This window comes from Paraburkholderia sp. RL17-347-BIC-D, assembly GCF_046027915.1.
Taxonomy (GTDB): domain Bacteria; phylum Pseudomonadota; class Gammaproteobacteria; order Burkholderiales; family Burkholderiaceae; genus Paraburkholderia.
In genome coordinates this window covers 82,674-101,733 of record NZ_JARESS010000019.1, presented here as the reverse complement: position 1 = coordinate 101,733, position 19,060 = coordinate 82,674, and the positions used below count along the sequence as shown (strand labels likewise).

The following is a 19,060-nucleotide window of genomic DNA, read 5'->3' as shown; positions in this document are numbered from 1 at the left end:
CTCTAGCAGTCAATCGGTGAGAAAATACGTGTGATGAATGTGTTGCTGGGCCATCGATTTTGCCTTGCTATGGGCGATAGATAGATATCTTTCGTGCGTTCGTACGGTTCAGGCAAAATCGAGAATCCTTTGGGGGCTAGCACAGCTGGCCGTGCACACCCTGATAAGTACATTTGACGTCGAAACAAAAAACGGCCTCACCCACTTACATGTTTAGACTGAAAATGTACCCCGCCAAAAACGGCGATGCCTTCCTTGCCGACTTCGGCGGTACATACCTCCTCATTGATGCTGGCTTCGCGAGTACCTACCAAGACTTCGTTGCGGCGGACTTGGCGCAACTTGCAAAGGAGGGAGGACGGCTCGACCTGGTCGTCTGCACGCACATCGACGCCGACCACATCGGCGGCCTTCTAGAGTTCTTCTCGTGCAACGGCACTCCCGCCAAACGAGGCATTGAGGTCGACGCCGTCTGGCACAACAGCCTACGGTCGTTGCCTTCCCCGACTGCAGAACCTGACGGTTTTCATGACCGCATGGTTCTGGAAGCCATTCGCCGGCGCGGCTTTCAGGGAGCCCCGACATCGTCGCCGAACCCCATAAGCGCTCGACAAGGAAGTTCACTCGCCAAGCTCCTTCGACAGCATTGCTACACCTGGAACTCGGGGGACGGCTCGACCTGCATCAGTGAAGGTGGCTCACTTTCTTTGCCGCATGATGTGAGCGTCCACGTCATCGGGCCTACGACCACCCGTCTCGAAGAACTGCGCAACCTGTGGCTGAGAGAGGTCCGAAAGCTTGGCTACAAGGGTTCGTCTCAGCCAAGCGACCTCACGGACGATGCCTATGAGATGTGGTGCGCCAGAGCGCCGGACCCTTCCATTCCTCAGGCCACGCCCATAGCAGCCAACGGAGGTTTGCGACTCGCAGAAGTTTACACGCCAGACACCTCAATCTCGAATGGCAGCTCCATCACGCTCATCGTCTCCAACGGAAACAAACGAATTCTCTTCCTTGGAGATGCCTGGGCTGAAGATGTCGTAGCGAAGCTGCGGTCGCTTCACGCGCCGACTACGCCCATCATCTTTGATGCCATCAAGGTCTCACACCACGGGAGCCTCCACAACACAAGCGTAGACCTTCTATCGTTTGCAGACTCGCCCTGCTTCCTCATCTCATCCGACGGGACACGCCATGGCCATCCTGACTTTGAGGTACTAGCCGAAATCGTGGACCGACCGGCGCCATTCAAGAGGCATCTATTTTTCAATTACGAAACCGCTGCGTCCAAGCAGCTTGAATCACATACATCGAAGTCCGGCACAGCCTTCAGCGTCCATGTAGCTGAGAACGACTGGATTCAAGTGGGGGAGAACAACTATGACTGAGGACGAACTCAAGCAGGCCACCTGCCAAGTCATTGGCAACGACGAGTCCGGGACCGGGTGGCTTATCACGGCGGACCTCGTCCTCACGGCATATCACTGCGTCGAAACCGCAGTACGTGGTGGCGAACCCGTCATTGTTCGCTTTGGGGTTGGTTCATCTGCATCTGAGCACACGGTAGTTGTGGGTCCACATGACGAAGACCTCGATATTTGCCTGCTGCAGCTATCTACCCCCCTCGGCGTCGAACCCATACCCATTGACTCCGATGGTCTGCGTCCCGGCGAGAAGTGGTTCGCATTTGGATACCCGGCGGCAAAGCTACAACTGGGTCACGTCGTCAAAGGCGAAATTCAGCAAGTGTTGCCCGAGCGCGTGCATGGCGTAGACCTAGACCTGTCTGTAGAGCCAGGAACGCATCTGTCGGACTACCAGGGGCTCTCCGGCTCGGCGTTCATGGTCGGCAACGTCTGCAAAGGTCTGCTGCGACTCAACATAGACAGTGCCATCGGAGCCTTGAGTCTCTCGATGCTGAAGCCCTTCCTGGGGGCGAACGGCCTGCTACCTGACGAGCCGACGGACAGCGAAGACCCCGGACCAGTCGGAGCGCGGCCTGCCTTTGACGAACTCTTCGAGGCTGCCATCGTCAACAAGCGCGGTGGATACGTCTTTGTCGATGGCTCGCACGGCGTCGGCAAGTCTACGTATTGCCAAGAATTTAGGCCAGAGTCACCAGAGCTGGAGAAGCTCGGCGTGTATCAGCTTACTGAGCGCGTCCGTGGCTCAACGCCAGCGCACCAAGCCCAACCGGAGGTGTTCTTCGACTGGGCAAACTCCCTGCTCTCCATAAGGGCGACGGGCAAGCCAGCCAGGCTGATGGAGCTTTCGTACAGCCAACTCATTGAGAAGACAGACGAGGTACTTCAATCTTTGGCGAAGCGTTGTGCGAAGGCAGGAAAGGTGGGCGTGCTCTTCATCGACGGCATAAGTGAGGCTGCCGCTGCAGGCGAAGAAACCCTAAAACGATTCGTCAATCTGCTGCCGCAAAAGGTGCCTGACGGCTTGGTGGTGGTCATCACCGGCGTCGCACTAGATTCAATTGCCAGCAGCCTCGGGACAATCCTTCAGGGTGCGGAGCGTTTGACCCTTCCCAGCCTCGACCGCGACATCCAATACGGGGTTTGTGTCGAATTTCTCGACAGGGACAAGGCCACCACGGAAATCGTGGGGACCCTTTGCGACCGAGCAATGGGACACCCGCTCTACCTTCGATACCTCGCCGACTTGGTGAACAGCGGAGCCACCCAGGGTGACATTGCCGAGCTCCCAGTGTTCAGCGGCTCCATTCAGGATTACTACGAGACCATCTGGGCCAAGCTTGTGCCCAACGCTGACGTCGTCAACTTGCTTGGAATCATTGCCCGCCTGCGTTGGGGTATCCCGGCCAGAGATTTGACAAGCATGCTGACCTCTGCCGAATCGGGAGTGTTCCCTTCTACACTCCTACGCGTTCGGCATCTGCTGGCCAATCCGGAGAACACTGCGATTTATCACCCGTCGTTCTCAGAGTTCGTCGTTCACAAGACAGCACCCATCGGCGAATTGGTGGAGGCGCGTCTCGCAGGCTTTTGCAGCGCGACGGAGAGCGGCGACTACGGAGTTCTAAACAAGATCTACCACGGGCTCCGGGGGGGACGAGAGCCTCTGCTGCTGGCCATTCAAGGCTGCCAGCAGGCGTGGGTTGACGACTCTGTGCTACTCGGCGCAGAGCCAGACGTGCTGCTCGCGGATATTGATGAGACCCTCGCTGCGGCTACCAGTGTCGGGACAGCAACTGACATAATTCGCTTGCTGCTTCTTTCCCAGCGTCTGACCTTTCGGTACAACACCCTCTTCGTGCAGTCAGCTGAGCTCGTGGCTCTGGCGCTCATCTCACTCGGCAAAACTGAGAGCGCGCTTCGGCACGTCGTCCGAAACGGTCGCCTCGTCGTCTCGGCGGATGAAGCTTTTTCCGTGGCAAACGCCTTTACGCAGCAGGGCAGCCCTGGACAGGCAATAGAAGTTTTGGAGCTTGTTCAGCGTGAGATAAATGCAGTCTTTGAAAAACTGCACTCCGAGGACGGTGTCAGCGCTCAAGAACTCCTCAGTGCAGTGGACCTTCGGCTACATGCTTTTTCCCTTGCGCAAGCCGCAGGTGAAGACCCACCGTTCACCAGATTCCTTCGCGCCATCGTTGAAGGCATCCTGCGCCGCCCCGGTGGCAACTTCTCGCCAGATGAGGGGGACGAAGTTCTTCGGCAGTTGACCGGCGAGATGATGGGGGCGCGGCTTTGCCTCATAGGCAAGTATCAACCTTTCCTGAAGCTAGCCGTGCCGGCCGACGTGGATTTGCGCCACCAACTGCTTGTCTTTCTGCAGACCCTGGCGCATGGCGAAATGCACTCTGAGCACTACGGAGTCCCACTCAAGCGCGAGATGGTTGACCTCGTGCTCTCGGACGTCGAGAGAGCTATCGGCGCACCTCTGCGCCCCGAGGACCGGCGCTTCGTATTCACAGATACTTTGATTGAAGCGGGCGCAGCTCCCGGCCTCGTCGATACATACTCCGCGTGCGTAGATATGGGTGACGGGACGCTGCCCTTGTACGAGAAGAATCGAGCGGACTCTGACGAGGCCATCTTCGAGAGTGCAATGCTGCGTCTTAGAGCATCATCGTTCCTTGAGGATGGATATGCTGAGCCTTCTGTGCAAATGCCGCGCGCCGAGGATTGGGAAGGGGCCCTCGAGGTCATCGCACGAGCCGTTGCATGGTGCGACGGCAAGGGCCGGAGGGCCATGGCGGAAAAAGACCAAGCTGGCCTTGACGCAGTATGGTCGTTCGTGGCCGATGCTCTTCTTCCGTGCTTCGCGTTCGAGCTTGAATCGCGCATCCACTGGGAGTCAAGCTACTTCATTCCGGAGACCGTGGTTCCGCAGCTGTACCGGCGTGTCGCAAAGCTGGTGCTTGACTGTTTCCCGACGAAAGCAGTGGTCTTGCTCGACGCAATAGAGCGCAGGTTCGACGTGCAACTTGGCCTCTACAACGAAGGGTTTCGGCGGGCGCTCCAAGAGGTGCTGCGCCTCTTCATAGAGCGCGACCCTGAAGGACCGAACGCGGACAAGGTCTTCTCGCTCGCATTGCTCTGGAGGGACTACGTCGCAGCGAACGTGGAGAACAGATTTGAGCTCGTCCCAGAGCTTCTGCAAATTGTCCCGCTGCTGGCCAGGCTGAAAGCGCCCGAGGAGGCGCTTAGAACCTATAAATCGGTCCTGTCGTTCTCGATGGGGCCGAGCTGGTACAAGGAAGACCAGCTGTCCATGATGACCGGCACTTTGGAGACGCTACCCGCTACGTCGCCCGTTCAGGCTTCGTCGCTCGCCCAAATCGCAGGCCTCTTGGAGCGTGCCACGGGCGAGATGACGTTTCAACGTTTTGTCCGTGCCGACAAGGGCAATTTCATCGGGCAGCTCTGCCGCAGGTCGCTTTTCTCAGACGCAGTCCGATACTTCCAACATCAGAGCTGTGGAACCCTCGACGAGTTGTTCGCGCAGGCGACGAGTGGCAACCTCGACCGCGTTTCAACCCTTGTTGGTATGCGGTTCCCAGGGGTAGCACTGGAGGAGCAGGCTGCCTTGCTCGCTCTGTTGCACCACACCCGTGAACAGGCGAACTGGCAGTTGCGTTGGGCACTCCTCGAGGTGTACCAACATGGGGATGAACGGCACCTGTCCGAGTGGGGGAAAGAGTACGCGGCCATCATCTCGGAACTGGTGAATAGCCCTGACGACCTGGCGCGGGTGAAGGCTCGGGTCCTCTCGATTGCAAACTCATTGAACGCTGAGCGAGCCTGGCTGCTGTTAAAAGCCCTCGTCCCAAACCTACCGTCCGACCTTCGCCCCGATTTCGCGGGTCTCTTAGATGAGGTGAAGTCCAACCTTGACGAGCGCCAAATTGAACAGCTGACATCGAGTTTCGGTCTTCGATATGAGCAAGATGACGGAGACGAGACAGCGAAACTTGAAGCTGGCACCACGAAGCCGACCGATGACGTAGCCGAGGAGGATGCCGGGCATGACCGCTTGTTCATGCCCGGGACATTTGGCAAACGTTCAGCAATAAGGGATGCTCGTACGCAAATTGAAAGCGCACGCACACATCTGAACCGACGCAACTTCTCTGCGGCGACTCAAGAGTGCATCGGGGCACTGCAGACGCTGCAGGCAGGAGGATGGTCGGTCTGGTCGAACAACCATTCCGGCAGCGACGCCGACCGACTCATCAACGCTCAAGTCCAGAACGCCGATGAACTCGCCAGACTGTATGGACCATTGGCCCGCGAAGAGCGCCACACGCAACGCTGGGCGATTGCATCCCACCTCATATCTCTGGTTGGAAACAAGGTTAGCGCAGCCCAGCAGGCGGCATTGCTAGCGGTGGCCATTGACCACGTAAGGCAAATCGTGGGCGACGCCTCGCCGGCGCCGTTCGAATACATCGGTAGCTCTGCGGCTGGTGCTGCGTCTGAGGCCCTCCTTGAGCTACTGCTTTGGACATTAGACCATCCGGCTTGGGAACGCCGTGACAGCGGCGCGGCCATGGTGCTATGGCTTGCCCGTACAAACGGAGATTGGCTCTCAAAACTCGCCCAGCTTGCTGTCTCGATGGACAGACGAAACCGGGCAGATATCGCGTCTGCAACGCTGGACATCCTCTCCCGTGAAGACTCGGTTGGATTATGGCAACGCATTGAGCCGCACATTGAGCTTGCACGGGCTCTTGAGCAGTGTCGGCACGTGGGCCGGTTCGCAACGTTCATGCGAATTGCTGAGCGCGCGAGCAAGCGCGGTGTCGACTCGGCCACGACCGCGCTCAAGACGCTGCGGGACCGATTCCCCGAGGAAAATCCCATCTTTACTCCTGCTCAAGACAAAGGGCCGCCAAGTTTTGTGCCGCCGACGCTGCATGAGCTTTGGCGCGATTTATCGCAATTGGGATTCCTTACCGAAGACGACCTACGAGCGTTCTCCGCCCAGATGGTCGACTGCTGTTTGCCGCTGACAGTCGAAATGGCTTGTGCGTTGGAATCGCTCGTCGCGGAGGGGGGGCGAGAGGACCCGAGTTTCCCAACCGGCCGTTGGGCTTCAACCGTGCGCTTTGTGCTGAACACTGCGCTCTTTCAGCCCATGCCTGTCAGCAAGCTCAGAAGGGCTGAGGTCTTGCTCAGGGCTTACAACCCAGAGACGCTTCTAGAACCCGGGAACGGAGGGGACCTCCTGAAAAGCCTCGTCGCGTGCGTGGAAAGCGGCAGAGAACGAAACTACATGCCATCGTATGGAGACATGGTCTTCCTCGATTTTCAATGCATCCTAGAGATGGAACGGCGTACCGTTTACGTGGAGCTTACGTCGCATCTCGTGCCTCCTGGCCAGCCACAGCCAGTACCGCCTATTGCACCTACCTTCAAGGCAACCGAGCTGCCCCGGCCAGGCCCCGATGAACCCATCGCTATCTGCGGCAGAGCACTGCCGACCATCGCCTACTTCGGTTCCGTTAGTCCGGCTATCCCAACGCCTCGATTTCTGCAGCTCGTGGGGGCCCAAGCGTCGAACACCGTTCGGTACCATTGGAGAGATGGACGTACCGTGACGAGCTTGGCTTCAAGTCGTCGACATGAGACCACTTTACTTGCTGTTGAGCGGGACGCACTTGCATTGCCTGAAGGCTGGCAAATGCAATGGATTCTGCGAGTCAATGGTAAAGCCCGAGCGGTACTTCACAAATTCTAGAGAACAACTACGTATGCTTACGCCTATGCACACGCCCTACACTAGGGCCGAGTTTGAAGAGCGCATGAACTATGCGCGAGAACAACTGATAAACGGGAAGATGCATTTCGCCAAGGGCCTTCGAGGCCCAGATAGTCTGCTCAATGTGCGCTACCTTCCAAACGGTCGAATTGACCTTCTCAGTATCGACGAGTTGGCCCGGGTGAACGCAAACATGACCTATCAGATGCGCAACATGGACTTCGGCGAAATGCTCTTGGACGACAAGGGGCGGTGACGGGCCAACGGGTTTCCGAAATCAAGTCGAGCAGCGTATTGCCGCCGGTCGCAAGGATGCCCGCACGCTGAACACGTTGCTCGGGGAACTATCAAGACTTATCATTCAATAAGAATCTCAATAGATACTTCCCAAAATCTCAGGTTATGGTTCCCGCTACACCTGCGCCTTTCGCCTCAGGCGGTTTTTCTTTCGCTCGCCAACAACCCGACCGCCAATTTTGCAAGCCAGCGCCTGACTACTGTTCAGATTGGCACCTGCGGAGAATTGGCTCAATGAAGGGGGCCGGCTGCAATCGCATGCTTGCGCATCTTCTCCCAAAGACTCTTTCTGGAGATACCAAGGGCGTGGGCCGTCTCGGAAATGTGCCCTTGGTGCTGCAGCAGCGCCGCGCGGATGAACGCATTTTCGCACGCTGCCATGTAGCCATCGAGAGGAGCGTCCATATCCAGTGCCGCTGCGACCTGAGACCCGTCTTCCTCAAAAATATCTGACGAAAAGAGCATGTTGCGGGAGCACACGATGCATGCGCGCTCAAGACGATTCTGCAACTCCCGCACATTCCCGGGCCATCCATACGTCGCCAATCGCGCTTCGGCTGACGGATGAAACAGTTTCGTGGGTTCACCAAGCCGGCCCGCAATATCGCGTACGAACCGGTGCGCAAGCCACAGGACATCGTCGGGCCTGTCGCGAAGTGCCGGGACGCGTAGCTGAAGGATGTTGATGCGGTAGAAGAGGTCCTCCCGAAACTTTCCGACCCGGACCAGCTCCGCGAGGTCCCGGTTCGTTGCGCAGACCAGCCAAAAGTTGGTTTCGAACCCTCTCTCACCGCCCACTCGCGTAACGCGTCGCTCCTGCAGCGCCCGCAGCAACTTCACTTGCATCGACAGAGGCAAGTCGCCTATCTCATCGAGGAAGAGCGTGCCACCCTCGGCCTGCTCGAAGTAGCCTTTCTTTTGCCGTTCCGCACCGGTGAATGCGCCTCGTTCGTGGCCGAAAAATTCGGACTCGAGAAGCGTCTCTGGGACGGCGCCGCAATTAACTGCGACAAACGGTAACGCCTCACCAGGCGCATGCCGATGAATGAACCGTGCGAGCACTTCCTTGCCGACACCGGACTCGCCAGTAATCAGAATCGATTTGGCTCGACCCGCCACTCTCGGCACCAGTTCCGCAAGGCGCCGCATCGCCTCAGACACACCAAGCTCGCTCTGCGCGGGCATGGCCTGGTCAGGGATGCTCGTTCCTGTGAGAAGTCTGACCTTGTCGACCAGCGCGCCAATGTCGAACGGTTTGGTGATGTAGTCAGCCGCGCCGCTCTTCAGGAGAGAAACCGCCGTGTCGACTGAAGCGTAGGCTGTGATGAATACAAATGGCGGCACCGATACGTGCGTGGCCATTGAACGTGAAAACAGGTCCTCACCCGATATGTCGGGTAGCCGGATGTCGCTGATGACGGCCTGGTACGGCCGGTTCCGCAGGGCATCCAGGGCGGATTCGCCGTCGGTATGCCAGTCCACGTCGAAACCTTCCAGACGGAAGCGGTCGGCCAACGACTCCCCCATGATGGGGTCGTCCTCGACGACACAGATAAGCGTGGTCGACATGATGCTCTCCTGTTTCATGGAGAAGTAACCGGTAACAGCACTGCAAAACACGTTCGCCCCGGTGCGCTATCTACTGAAATTGTGCCACCAAGTTGCGTCGCGATTTGATAGCTTACCCACAGGCCAAGGCTGTACGAGCGTCGGCCCTCGGCTATCGCAACCGACCCGAACGGCTCGAATAGATGCTCCATGGCAACGCCGGATATGTGCTGACCCGTGTTCGATACCGTGATTTGTAGTCCAAGTCCGTTGACTGCGACCAGGCAGTCAACGCGTCCGCCAACCTCTACGGCCTTCACTGCGTTGAGCAGCAGATTGAGAACGAGCTGGCGCACCAGATGCGCTGGCAGTCCAATCGCCTCGTCCAGTTCAATTTCCCAATGAAACGCTGCCTGTTTTGCCTGTATTTGTGGCGCAATCAACAGCTTCAAATCCTGCCAGTCCGACAGGCTCATTGCCGGCGAGTCGAGGCGAGCCTCGAACAGTAACGCGCCGACCGTCGCGCGGATTTGTGCGAGACCGCGTTCGAGCAATCCCAACGTCTTTCTGGTTTGGGCGTCGGGTTCACCATGCGTGTTGAGTGTATCGATGGCGTTCAGCATGCCGCCCAGCGGGTTGTTGATTTCATGCGCGATGCCGGCCGCTACCTGGCCTACCGCCGCGAGTCTCTCGGAGACAACCACTTCGCGTTCCAATGCCTGTTTCTGCGCCAGTTCGGCGAGCATGGCCTGGAACTGCTGTTCCAGTTGACCTATCTCGTCGTTCCCTTGGGCTGTGATACCCGCGCCGACTTTTTCAGGGTGCTCCTTCCCAATGCGGCCCATTGCGGCTGCGAGGCGTAGGAGCGGTTTCGCCATCCGGTCGCCCCAGACCCAGCCCAACGGTATGAGCAGTAGCAAGGCCGGCACCGTAGCCACGGCTAGCTTGAGCAAGGTTGACCGTACACGGTCGTAAAAGGTGTTGGCGTCGTAGACCAGCACCACATAGCCGAGGCGGCTTCCGTCATCCGAATTCACCGGCATGCCGGCGGTGACGTCGCGGCTCGCGAGTAATCCCGGAAAGTCGAAAAAGAACGGGTCACCGGCGCCACCCAGATGGGAGATGACCGTACCGAACTGGGAAGGAAGCTGGGCGACCGGCCGCTGGACAGGTTCCTTTCGGGGAGAGGTCGAGGCGTACACCCGAGCCTTCGAGTCGAACAGAACGATTTCCTCCAGCGGATTCGAGGGCTCCCTGACCGCCACCGGCGTCCGAATCACTTCGAAGGCGCGCCACAGGTCGTCCTTGACCATTGGGTCGCGAACCGACAGTGCGAGAACTCGGCACAGATTCTGGGCGCTGCTTTCAAGGTCATTTCTGGCGTCCGAAACCGCTACGCTTACAAGCGCGAAGGTCACGAGTATTTCCGTTAGCAGGATAACTGCGCTCAGCGCAAGCGGAATCTTGTAGCGGTAGCTGAGATGGGACAGCATCTGCGCGGCCCTAAACCGGCCCGGAGTTCAGGATGGCAACCAGGCGGCGTATGCCGTCGAACACCTTGTCGTCGTCCGGCACGAAGCCATCAAGGTTCAATCGCTGCAGTACATCCCGAGCGGCAGGCCGGTCTTTCATCCCAAGCAATGCGCGCTGGATACGGAAAAACGATTCATCGTCGAGCGAGCGGCGCGCCACAATCGGTGGAAAACCATACTGGGGAGAACGCCACGCCACCCGGACGTCGCGAGTGCGTTCCGGGTACTGCTTCTCGATGGTGTCGTAGACGTACCCATCAATCTCGCCCGCATCCGCAAGTCCGGTCGTCACGGCGTCAACGACTTTTCTGTGCGCATATGTGAAGAAGGATTTCTTGAAAAAGCCGGTCGGCCGGATACCGGCACGTATCAGTTCGGTCGTCGGAACGAGAAAGCCCGAATTGGACTGTGGGTCGCTAAAGGCGAACACGCGGTTTCGAAGGTGCGTGATGTGGGTGGTCTGCGTATCGCTTCTGGGGACAATTAGATATGAACGATAAAGCGGATTACCCTGATAGTCCGGTATCGCCATCAAGCGCATCGTTTGTGAGTTGGTGACGTATGGAAACCCGCACACCCACGCCACATCGAGCCGGTTCTCGGCAAGCAAGTCATCAATCTCACGATAGCTATTGCGCTGCACAAACGTCACATCAGTGTTGCATACCTCGCCTAGCTCGCGGCCCCAACGGTCGAGCAAGCTGATTTCGTTATCGAGGAACACGGCAGTCGTGCCGAACGCAACCGTCGGGCCTTCGCCGGCAGTCGCAAGCTTGAAGGACGAGAGCAGTGGAAGGCCTAGCGCGAAGTGTAGGACTTGCCGCCGCCGGATGTTACGAATTGGTGACATAACGGCTCTCTCCCCCTCACGAACCGTTACCGAACGGTAATGGCGTCCATCAGGTCTGCTGAATTCAAATCGTCTTGGCGCAAGCCTTCCGGCGGACGTCGGACCGCGTGGCATACCTCTTGCCGTTAGCTCGATGCTAACCACTACACGAGCAAGATTCAAGCGAGGAGGAGACCATGTCAGAACTCAAAATCCGGCGTCGCACATTCCTTAAATTGGGCGGCGGCTCGATTGCCGCAACCGCAGCTTCTGCTCTGGTTCCCACCGTGGGCTCGGCCGCAAACCCCGTGGATACCAGCAAGACAAAGCTCCCTTACCCGAAAAAGGCCGTCGGACAGGTGGGACGCATGACGGTCAACGCCCCTGTTACGTTCACCTATCCGGATGCTGCATCACCCTGCGCAGCTCTCAAGCTTGGGAGCCGCGTTCCGGGTGGCGTCGGCCCCGATGGGGACATCGTCGCCTATAGCACCATGTGTACGCACATGGGCTGCCCCGTTGTCTATGAGCCGACGACGAAGGTTTTCAAGTGTCCCTGCCACTTCAGTATGTTCGATGCGGAAAAAGCCGGCCAGATGATTGTTGGGCAGGCCACCGAAAATCTGCCTCGGGTGCGGCTTCAGTATGACGAGAAGACAGGCACCGTGTCAGCAGTCGGCGTGGAAGGTTTGATATACGGCCGTCAGGCCAACGTTCTTTGAGTTCGAGGAGCTGAAAATGCCTACCGATAAGGACCGCATTGCGCTACCGCCGGTCACGGCCCAGCGAACCAACATGACCTGCCATTTTTGCATCGTTGGATGCGGGTACCACGTGTACAAATGGCCGGAAGACCAGGAAGGTGGCCGCGCTCCCAACCAGAATGCGCTTGGTGTTGATTTTCGCAAACAGGTGCCGCCACTCTCCCTCATCATGACGCCTGCCATGGAAAACGTGGTCACCGACCGCGATGGCTCGCGCCACACCATCATGATTGTTCCGGACAAGAGCTGCGTCGTGAACAGTGGCTTGAGTTCGACACGCGGCGGCAAGATGGCGATGTACATGTACGCGGCGGACGGAATCACCCAGGAACGGCTGAGACAACCGCGCATCTACCTAAGCGACCAGTGGGTGGATACGACCTGGGACCAGGCGATGGCGCTCTACGCGGGCCTGATGAAGAAGGTGCTCGACAAGGATGGTCCGAGCGGTATTGTCTTTTCTGCCTTCGACCATGGTGGTGCGGGTGGCGGCTTTGAGAACACGTGGGGTTCCGGCAAGCTGATGTTTACGGCGCTACAGACCCCGATGGTCCGCATTCACAACCGCCCCGCGTACAACTCGGAGTGCCACGCGACTCGCGAGATGGGTGTTGGCGAGCTGAACAATTCATACGAGGATGCCGAACTGGCCGATGTCATCTGGTCTATCGGCGCGAACTCATACGAAACACAGACGAATTACTTCCTGAATCATTGGGTACCGAACCTGCAGGGCGGGACGCTCGACAAGAAAAAGCAACGCTTCCCTGGCGAGGCGTTCCCGAAGACGAAGGTCGTGTTTGTGGACCCGCGACGCACGCCAACCGTTGCCATTGCCGAACAGGTAGCCGGAAAGGACAACGTGATGCACCTCGACATCCAACCGGGCACCGACATCGCACTGTTCAACGGGATTTTTACCTACGTGGTTCAGCAAGGGTGGATTGACAAAGACTTCATTGCCGCCCACACGAATGGGTTTGACGCGGCTGTCCAGGCCAATAAGTTGTCACTCGACGAGTGCAGCAAAATCACAGGCGTATCCGCTGAAAAAATCCGGACGGCGGCGGAATGGTCGTATATGCCGAAGGCCCCCGGCCAGATGCCGAGGACGATGCATACCTACGAAAAGGGCATCATCTGGGGCAACGACAATTATCTGATTCAGTCGTCGCTACTGGACGTCGCTGTGGCCACTCACAATGTCGGAAGGCGAGGTACGGGTTGCGTGCGGATGGGCGGACACCAGGAGGGATACACGAGGCCGCCGTATCCCGGCAACACGAAGATATACATCGACCAGGAACTCATCCACGGCAAGGGGCGGATGATGACGTGGTGGGCGTGCAATAACTTCCAGACGAGCAACAACGCACAGGGATTGCGCGAAGTGGTCTTGCGTCGCTCGCAGATTGTTAAAGATGCGATGCAGGGTGCCCGTGGCGCGAGTACGGAGCAGATGGTCGACATCATCTACGACGCGACCAGCAAGGGTGGTCTGTTCGTGACGAACATCAACATCTATCCGACAAAGTTGCAGGAAGCTGCGCACCTCATGTTGCCAGCTACACACCCCGGCGAAATGAATCTGACGTCGATGAACGGCGAGCGCCGCATGCGCCTGTCCGAGCGGTTCATGGACCCGCCGGGAACTGCGATACCAGACTGTCTTATCGCTGCGCGCGTCGCCAACACGTTACGCGCCATGTATCAGAAAGATGGCAATACGAAGATGGCCGCACGGTTTGATGGTTTCGACTGGAAGACCGAGGAAGACGCTTTCAACGATGGGTTCCGTCGTGCGGGTCAACCGGGTGTGGAAAAGATAGACAGTCAGGGCGGCGATACCGGAAACCTGGTCACCTACGAGCGGCTACGCGTTATGGCAAACAACGGGGTGCAATTACCAGCGAAGGCGTGGGAAGGAGGCAAGCTGGTCGGCACCGAAATGATGTACATGGACGGCAAATTCGATACGCCAGACGGCAAGGCGCAGTTCAAGCCGTCTCCGTGGCGAGGACTACCAAAGCTGGTTGCAGACCAGAAAGGGAAATACCGCTTCTGGATTAACAACGGCCGCACGAATGAGGTGTGGCAAACGGTGTATCACGACCAGTACAACGAATTCGTCCGAGCCCGTGACCCGATGGCCTACATCGAAATCAATCCGGACGATGCACAGGGGCTTGGAATTGGCGCGGGCGATATCGTCGAGGTCTTCAATGACTTTGGGTCCACGTATGCAATGGCCTATCCGGCAGCCGAACTGAAGCATGACCAGACCTTCATGGTCTTCGGCCATATCAACGGCATCCAGGACAACGTCACGACCACATGGACGGACCGCAACATCATTCCGTACTACAAGGGCACGTGGGCGAACATTCGTCGTGTCGGGTCGATGGAGGATTACAAGCAAACGGTCAGCTTCAAGAGTCGCCGTTATACATAGGTGACGACGGCCGGCGCATTGCCGGCCGGATTCTCTCTTTCTGGGTCGACGGCTATCCGCACGTGGGAGTGGAGCTGCGATGAAGGCATTTACTCTTGGGCGAGTCATTCCGCTTGTCGAAGTCGGCGCCGCTGACCCAACGGAACGTGGTTTCCGTACACACGACGTTACGGCCGCAGAGCTATCGGTTCGGGACACGCGTCTGCGGCCGTTGCGAGACCTGCGTATATCAGTCACGGACCGCTGCAACTTCCGTTGCGTCTACTGCATGCCGAAGGAGGTGTTCGGCAAGGACTACGCATTCCTGCCTCGACGTGAATTGCTTAGCTTCGAGGAAATTGAGCGCGCGGCACGGGTGTTCGTTGGCCTCGGTGTCGAAAAAATTCGACTCACTGGTGGGGAGCCATTGCTGAGAAAGGACCTTGAATATCTTGTCGAACGGCTGGCTCGACTGCGAACGCCTTGCGGCGCTGATATCGACCTAACGCTGACGACAAACGGCTCACTGCTCAGTCGCAAGGCACAGTCGCTGAGGAACGCGGGAATGAAGCGTATCACCGTCAGCCTCGACTCGATAGATGAGACTGTGTTTCAGCGTATGAACGGCGTAGGTTTTCCTGCCGCGCTCGTGCTCGAAGGAATCGGCGCTGCGCTGCGAGTCGGCTTCGCTCCAGTCAAGGTCAACATGGTGGTCAAGCGCGGCGTGAACGACGCACAGATTCTCCCCGTGGCCGGACACTTTCGTGGGAGCGGCGTGCAGGTCCGATTTATTGAATATATGGACGTCGGCACGAGCAATGGCTGGAATGTAGAATCAGTAGTGCCTTCGTCGGAGGTTGTCCGTTGCATTGACTCAGTATTCCCACTGGTTCCGACCGGTCGTGACAAGTCATCGGACACGTCGATGCGATTCCACTATGCCGACGGCCAAGGAGAGATTGGCGTCATCTCGAGCGTCACCCAACCTTTCTGCGGGGATTGCACGCGGCTACGGTTGTCTGCGGACGGTCGGCTCTATACGTGCCTCTTTGCCACACACGGCCTCGACATTCGGTCGCCCGTACGAGATGAATGCACTGATGAGACGTTGCGCCGATTGGTAGCTGAACTGTGGATGCGGCGTGCCGACCGCTATTCAGAACAGCGCGGCGAAAAGAGCGCCGCTCACGACCAGTCCAAAGTCGAAATGTCGTTCATCGGCGGCTGACGTAGCATCGATGAAGCCACCGCTGTCCGTCCTGCACTTAGAGTATGGAACATCGTCTCGTGCCGCCGTAGAGCCTGTTCCGCTATTTGACGCGGTGTCCGTGCTCATCAACTACAACCTCGCCATCCTCTTTCTTAAATGGCACGTTTTGGGCTTCGGGAAGGATGTCGAAAATGACCTCAGATGGGCGGCACAGCCGCACACCGTGGTCGGTCACCACCAGCGGTCGGTTGATGAGAATGGGATGCTCGAGCATTGCGTCAATGAGCTGGTCGTCGGTGACAAGTGGGTCATCTAAGCCCACGTCCACGTACGGAGTACCTTTCTGGCGTACGACTTCTCGCACACTCAACCCCGACCTGCGGATGAGGTCCAGCAGCGTTTCGCGAGTCGGTGGTGCCTTCAGATACTCGATAACAATCGGTTCGACGCCCGCGTTGCGAATCATGGCCAACGTATTCCGCGAGGTGCCGCATTCCGGGTTGTGATAAATCGTGACGCTCATGATGTCGATTCCTCTAGAGTTTTCAAATATTGGCCTATCTGCGTTGCTGCCGACCTCGCCGAGCGCATAACGCCGATAAGCGTCGCGGATGCGAAGCCGCACCATTCCCCGTATCCGACAAGCCAAAGTCTCGGCTCCTGCACTGCGCGACCATCAACGACATCTACGCGGCCGGCGTCGTTGAGGATGTGCAGTGGCCGTAGATGTTCGAGTGCGGGGCGAAAGCCAGTGCACCAGATAACGGCATCCACGTGAGAGTGAAAACCGTCTTTCCATACGACGCCGTCTACCGTGAAATGCGAGAACGGTCGTACAGAATGCAACACTCCCCGTTCGCGGGCTCCGCGTACGGGTGGCACCATCACCACGTCGCCCAGACCTCCACTCGGCGCCGGGTCCGGTCGTCCCTCCACACGCGCTTTCCATCGTTCGGTCGCACGCTCGAAGAGAACACGTCCGTCGACCTCGTCAGGCAGAAAGGTTGGCTGTTCCAACGTAACCCAGGTTGCGTGACAGAACTGCGACAGTTCGGCGAGTATCTGTGCCCCGGAATTGCCTCCGCCTACAACTAGGACATCCTTTCCGTAGAACGTATCCGGATTGCGGTAATGTGCTGAGTGCAACTGTTCGCCCTCGAAGCTGCCATGTCCTGGATAGTCCGGAATGTATGGGCGTCCCCATGTGCCCGTCGCACTAATAACCGCTTTTGCCAGCCATTCATCCTTGTCCGTCGATAGGAGCAGTCCCGTGTCACGTCGCGATACGGACGCCACGTCCACCGGGCGTTGAACCGGAATTTCATAGCGCTTCTCGTACTCAGTGAGATAGCGAATGACATGGTCGCGCGACGGATATTGCTCTGGGGGCGAAGGCATCAGCCAGCCCGGCAGTGAACTCCACTGAGCAGGAGAAAAGAGGCGAAGCGAATCCCACGCATGCTGCCATGCGCCGCCCGGAGCTGGTTGGTCGTCAAGTACCACATAGCCGATGCCGGCGCGGCGCAAAAAATAGGAAACGGCCAGAGCGGATTGACCGCCCCCGACAATCGCCACATCTATCTGGTTGGGTTCGGGAACGTTGGTATTGGACATGGAAGGTCGACCAAGTGATACTTCGATAATACCGGATATGTTGCGGTCAATGCGAACGTGAGGTGAGCAGTGATATCTGACTTGTCCAAGGTTGCGCACGGCCTCGGGCCGTCTGCTGCACGTTTGCAGCTGCTCATAGAACGTGCATCCGAGCTTCATGCCGACATGGGCACCATGTCACCCGCCGAGCAATGCATTGCTCGGCGGGAACTCACGAAGTTGTTGCCTCCGATAGCACAAGCGGCGCGTGAAACAGCCGATGGAATCGAGGCATTGGCCAGTCGCTGCCGGTGAGCGTGCCCAACGCCACGAAGGTATTAAGAGCTAGCTACGACGGTGAAACTGTACGGAGGTTCGGTGAGATTGCCGTGCCGACACTATCAAGAAGCTTTTCGCGGCGCACCCACATGTTTCTCCACGAACGCTCCGATAGGCGGCACGGGCCAAATCAACGATGTTTCAAGCGAGATGTTTCGTTACACACAAACACACTGTAAATGTGCGCGCTCTGTACACTAAAAAATAACACTTGCGACGTCGACAAGTGCCGGGAATGTTGCTGTTGCGCATGCGATTCCAGCGTTGCCCGTTCCCTCGGACAAAGGCTTGGAAACGTCTCCTGCAATTCGAGGGCTATCGTGTCTTGACCGCTAGCGACGGCCATAGCGGGCTTGTCGTCGCTAGGGAGGGAAGGCCCGACCTCATCATCACAGGCCGGACGATGCCAATAATGGGCGGCGTTGAGTTTTGCCATCAACTGAAGCTGGAGCAAGCGCTTGCGCGTATTCCTCTCATTCTAATCAGCGCTGGCCCGCTGAAGTCTGGCGACACGACGCAGTGGGATGAGTTCTGGCAAAAGCCGGTGGCTATCGATACGATATAGGCGTCGCTACTACGCCTCTTAAGCATTTCGGCATGACGAATCAGGGCCGCTCAGCTCGGTGGTCTGAGCGCCCGTTCCGTAGGGGGCAGCGGTAAGTCACTCGGCGTCCCCGAACAGGAGGTGACCCTTTGGCGCGCGGGATAACCGAGCCAATTCCGCTTCCTCTTCGGTGTCAAACCCACAGAGCCCGCCGGTGGCTTCAACGACTTTCGTATCCCTGGTGATTGTGCCATTCGCTACGTATCGCTCGGTCTGAAGAATGCCTTCCTGCTGGAGGATAGCGTGACCGCAAATGACATAACTTCTGTACTTTTCGCTCGACATCAGCGTTCGGCCTCGACACAGCTGTCTCATGTCCGGCAGGCAGAGTGCAGCATCAAAGAGAACGATGCGTCCCCCGAAAAGGTGACGGCGGTCACCGGTCCGAGAAAGTGCCCTACGGTCGCCTTCCGCCTGTCGGAAGTAGGCGGGAACACGGACCAACTGCCGTCATCTTGCCTGAAGAAGAACAACGCGCGCACTCCGGCTGGTGACGACGTCTCGACGCACACATAGCGATGCCCGCCCGACCCTGTGCGACTGAGTCTGGTCACATGAACGGGTGTCGCCGGAGCTGGTGCGAGCCACTTTTCCACCTGCCAGCGCAGGGACTGGTCGTGCCTGTTTTTCATAGTCCGCTCCAGCTGTTTCGTGTTCGGGCGATGGGTTGGCTTGATGCC

Annotated in this window: 12 protein-coding genes; 7 read left to right on the top strand and 5 right to left on the bottom strand. The window is 58.0% G+C overall.

What is annotated here, in order from left to right:
* Window positions 1-224 precede the first annotated feature (224 nt).
* Genes avs1a through avs1c form a run of 3 tightly spaced genes read left to right on the top strand, consistent with a single transcriptional unit; the run spans window position 225 to window position 7,489 of the window.
* Complete coding sequence (avs1a, locus tag P0D96_RS24565; protein ID WP_408315813.1) at window positions 225-1,388, top strand: AVAST type 1 anti-phage system MBL fold metallo-hydrolase Avs1a; 1,164 nt, start codon at window positions 225-227, stop codon at window positions 1,386-1,388.
* Window positions 1,381-7,212: an AVAST type 1 anti-phage system protease Avs1b gene (avs1b, locus tag P0D96_RS24560; RefSeq protein WP_408315810.1), complete on the top strand. Its 5,832-nt coding sequence runs from the start codon at window positions 1,381-1,383 to the stop codon at window positions 7,210-7,212. Before avs1a ends, avs1b begins: the two co-directional genes overlap by 8 nt.
* Window positions 7,097-7,489: an AVAST type 1 anti-phage system protein Avs1c gene (gene avs1c / locus P0D96_RS24555; protein ID WP_408315807.1), complete on the top strand. Its 393-nt coding sequence runs from the start codon at window positions 7,097-7,099 to the stop codon at window positions 7,487-7,489. Before avs1b ends, avs1c begins: the two co-directional genes overlap by 116 nt.
* Window positions 7,490-7,761: 272 nt before the next feature.
* Here avs1c and P0D96_RS24550 read toward each other — a convergent pair whose 3' ends face one another.
* The 3 genes from P0D96_RS24550 to P0D96_RS24540 are packed head-to-tail and all read right to left on the bottom strand — an operon-like array spanning window position 7,762 to window position 11,460.
* Complete coding sequence (locus tag P0D96_RS24550) at window positions 7,762-9,099, bottom strand: sigma-54-dependent transcriptional regulator (protein ID WP_408315804.1); 1,338 nt, start codon at window positions 9,097-9,099, stop codon at window positions 7,762-7,764.
* Window positions 9,100-9,113: 14 nt separating this feature from the next.
* Entirely contained in the window at window positions 9,114-10,571 is a 1,458-nt protein-coding gene (locus P0D96_RS24545; protein ID WP_408315802.1) for a sensor histidine kinase, read from the bottom strand.
* A 10-nt stretch (window positions 10,572-10,581) separates the two neighbouring features.
* Complete coding sequence (locus P0D96_RS24540) at window positions 10,582-11,460, bottom strand: substrate-binding domain-containing protein (protein ID WP_408315799.1); 879 nt, start codon at window positions 11,458-11,460, stop codon at window positions 10,582-10,584.
* 176 nt (window positions 11,461-11,636) lie between these two features.
* Here P0D96_RS24540 and P0D96_RS24535 point away from each other — a divergent pair, with 176 nt between their 5' ends.
* The 3 genes from P0D96_RS24535 (at window position 11,637) to moaA (ending at window position 15,862) form a co-directional block, all read left to right on the top strand.
* Window positions 11,637-12,161: an arsenate reductase (azurin) small subunit gene (locus tag P0D96_RS24535; protein ID WP_408315796.1), complete on the top strand. Its 525-nt coding sequence runs from the start codon at window positions 11,637-11,639 to the stop codon at window positions 12,159-12,161.
* A gap of 16 nt (window positions 12,162-12,177) precedes the next feature.
* The gene (locus P0D96_RS24530; protein ID WP_408315793.1) at window positions 12,178-14,655 is read left to right on the top strand and encodes an arsenate reductase (azurin) large subunit; all 2,478 of its coding nucleotides are present in this window, start codon (window positions 12,178-12,180) and stop codon (window positions 14,653-14,655) included.
* A gap of 79 nt (window positions 14,656-14,734) precedes the next feature.
* Window positions 14,735-15,862 carry a GTP 3',8-cyclase MoaA gene (gene moaA / locus P0D96_RS24525; protein ID WP_408315790.1) on the top strand — a complete coding sequence of 376 codons (1,128 nt, stop codon included), beginning with the start codon at window positions 14,735-14,737 and terminating at the stop codon, window positions 15,860-15,862.
* A gap of 82 nt (window positions 15,863-15,944) precedes the next feature.
* On the opposite strand, the gene arsC is transcribed toward moaA, so the two are convergent.
* Window positions 15,945-16,367 carry an arsenate reductase (glutaredoxin) gene (arsC, locus tag P0D96_RS24520; RefSeq protein WP_408315787.1) on the bottom strand — a complete coding sequence of 141 codons (423 nt, stop codon included), beginning with the start codon at window positions 16,365-16,367 and terminating at the stop codon, window positions 15,945-15,947.
* Window positions 16,364-17,458 carry an ArsO family NAD(P)H-dependent flavin-containing monooxygenase gene (locus tag P0D96_RS24515; RefSeq protein WP_408315784.1) on the bottom strand — a complete coding sequence of 365 codons (1,095 nt, stop codon included), beginning with the start codon at window positions 17,456-17,458 and terminating at the stop codon, window positions 16,364-16,366. Before P0D96_RS24515 ends, arsC begins: the two co-directional genes overlap by 4 nt.
* A 553-nt stretch (window positions 17,459-18,011) precedes the next feature.
* Between P0D96_RS24515 and P0D96_RS24510 the strand changes: the two genes are divergently transcribed.
* Window positions 18,012-18,341, top strand: a complete 330-nt coding sequence (locus P0D96_RS24510; protein WP_408315781.1) for a response regulator — start codon at window positions 18,012-18,014, stop codon at window positions 18,339-18,341.
* Window positions 18,342-19,060: the final 719 nt, after the last annotated feature.

Bases quoted from the DNA above. Each gene is read 5' to 3' on its own strand.
- avs1a (WP_408315813.1), top strand. From the start codon at position 225: ATGTACCCCGCCAAAAACGGCGATGCCTTCCTTGCCGACTTCGGCGGT.
- avs1b (WP_408315810.1), top strand. From the start codon at position 1,381: ATGACTGAGGACGAACTCAAGCAGGCCACCTGCCAAGTCATTGGCAAC.
- avs1c (WP_408315807.1), top strand. From the start codon at position 7,097: ATGAGACCACTTTACTTGCTGTTGAGCGGGACGCACTTGCATTGCCTG.
- P0D96_RS24550 (WP_408315804.1), bottom strand. From the start codon at position 9,099: ATGTCGACCACGCTTATCTGTGTCGTCGAGGACGACCCCATCATGGGG.
- P0D96_RS24545 (WP_408315802.1), bottom strand. From the start codon at position 10,571: ATGCTGTCCCATCTCAGCTACCGCTACAAGATTCCGCTTGCGCTGAGC.
- P0D96_RS24540 (WP_408315799.1), bottom strand. From the start codon at position 11,460: ATGTCACCAATTCGTAACATCCGGCGGCGGCAAGTCCTACACTTCGCG.
- P0D96_RS24535 (WP_408315796.1), top strand. From the start codon at position 11,637: ATGTCAGAACTCAAAATCCGGCGTCGCACATTCCTTAAATTGGGCGGC.
- P0D96_RS24530 (WP_408315793.1), top strand. From the start codon at position 12,178: ATGCCTACCGATAAGGACCGCATTGCGCTACCGCCGGTCACGGCCCAG.
- moaA (WP_408315790.1), top strand. From the start codon at position 14,735: ATGAAGGCATTTACTCTTGGGCGAGTCATTCCGCTTGTCGAAGTCGGC.
- arsC (WP_408315787.1), bottom strand. From the start codon at position 16,367: ATGAGCGTCACGATTTATCACAACCCGGAATGCGGCACCTCGCGGAAT.
- P0D96_RS24515 (WP_408315784.1), bottom strand. From the start codon at position 17,458: ATGTCCAATACCAACGTTCCCGAACCCAACCAGATAGATGTGGCGATT.
- P0D96_RS24510 (WP_408315781.1), top strand. From the start codon at position 18,012: ATGTTGCTGTTGCGCATGCGATTCCAGCGTTGCCCGTTCCCTCGGACA.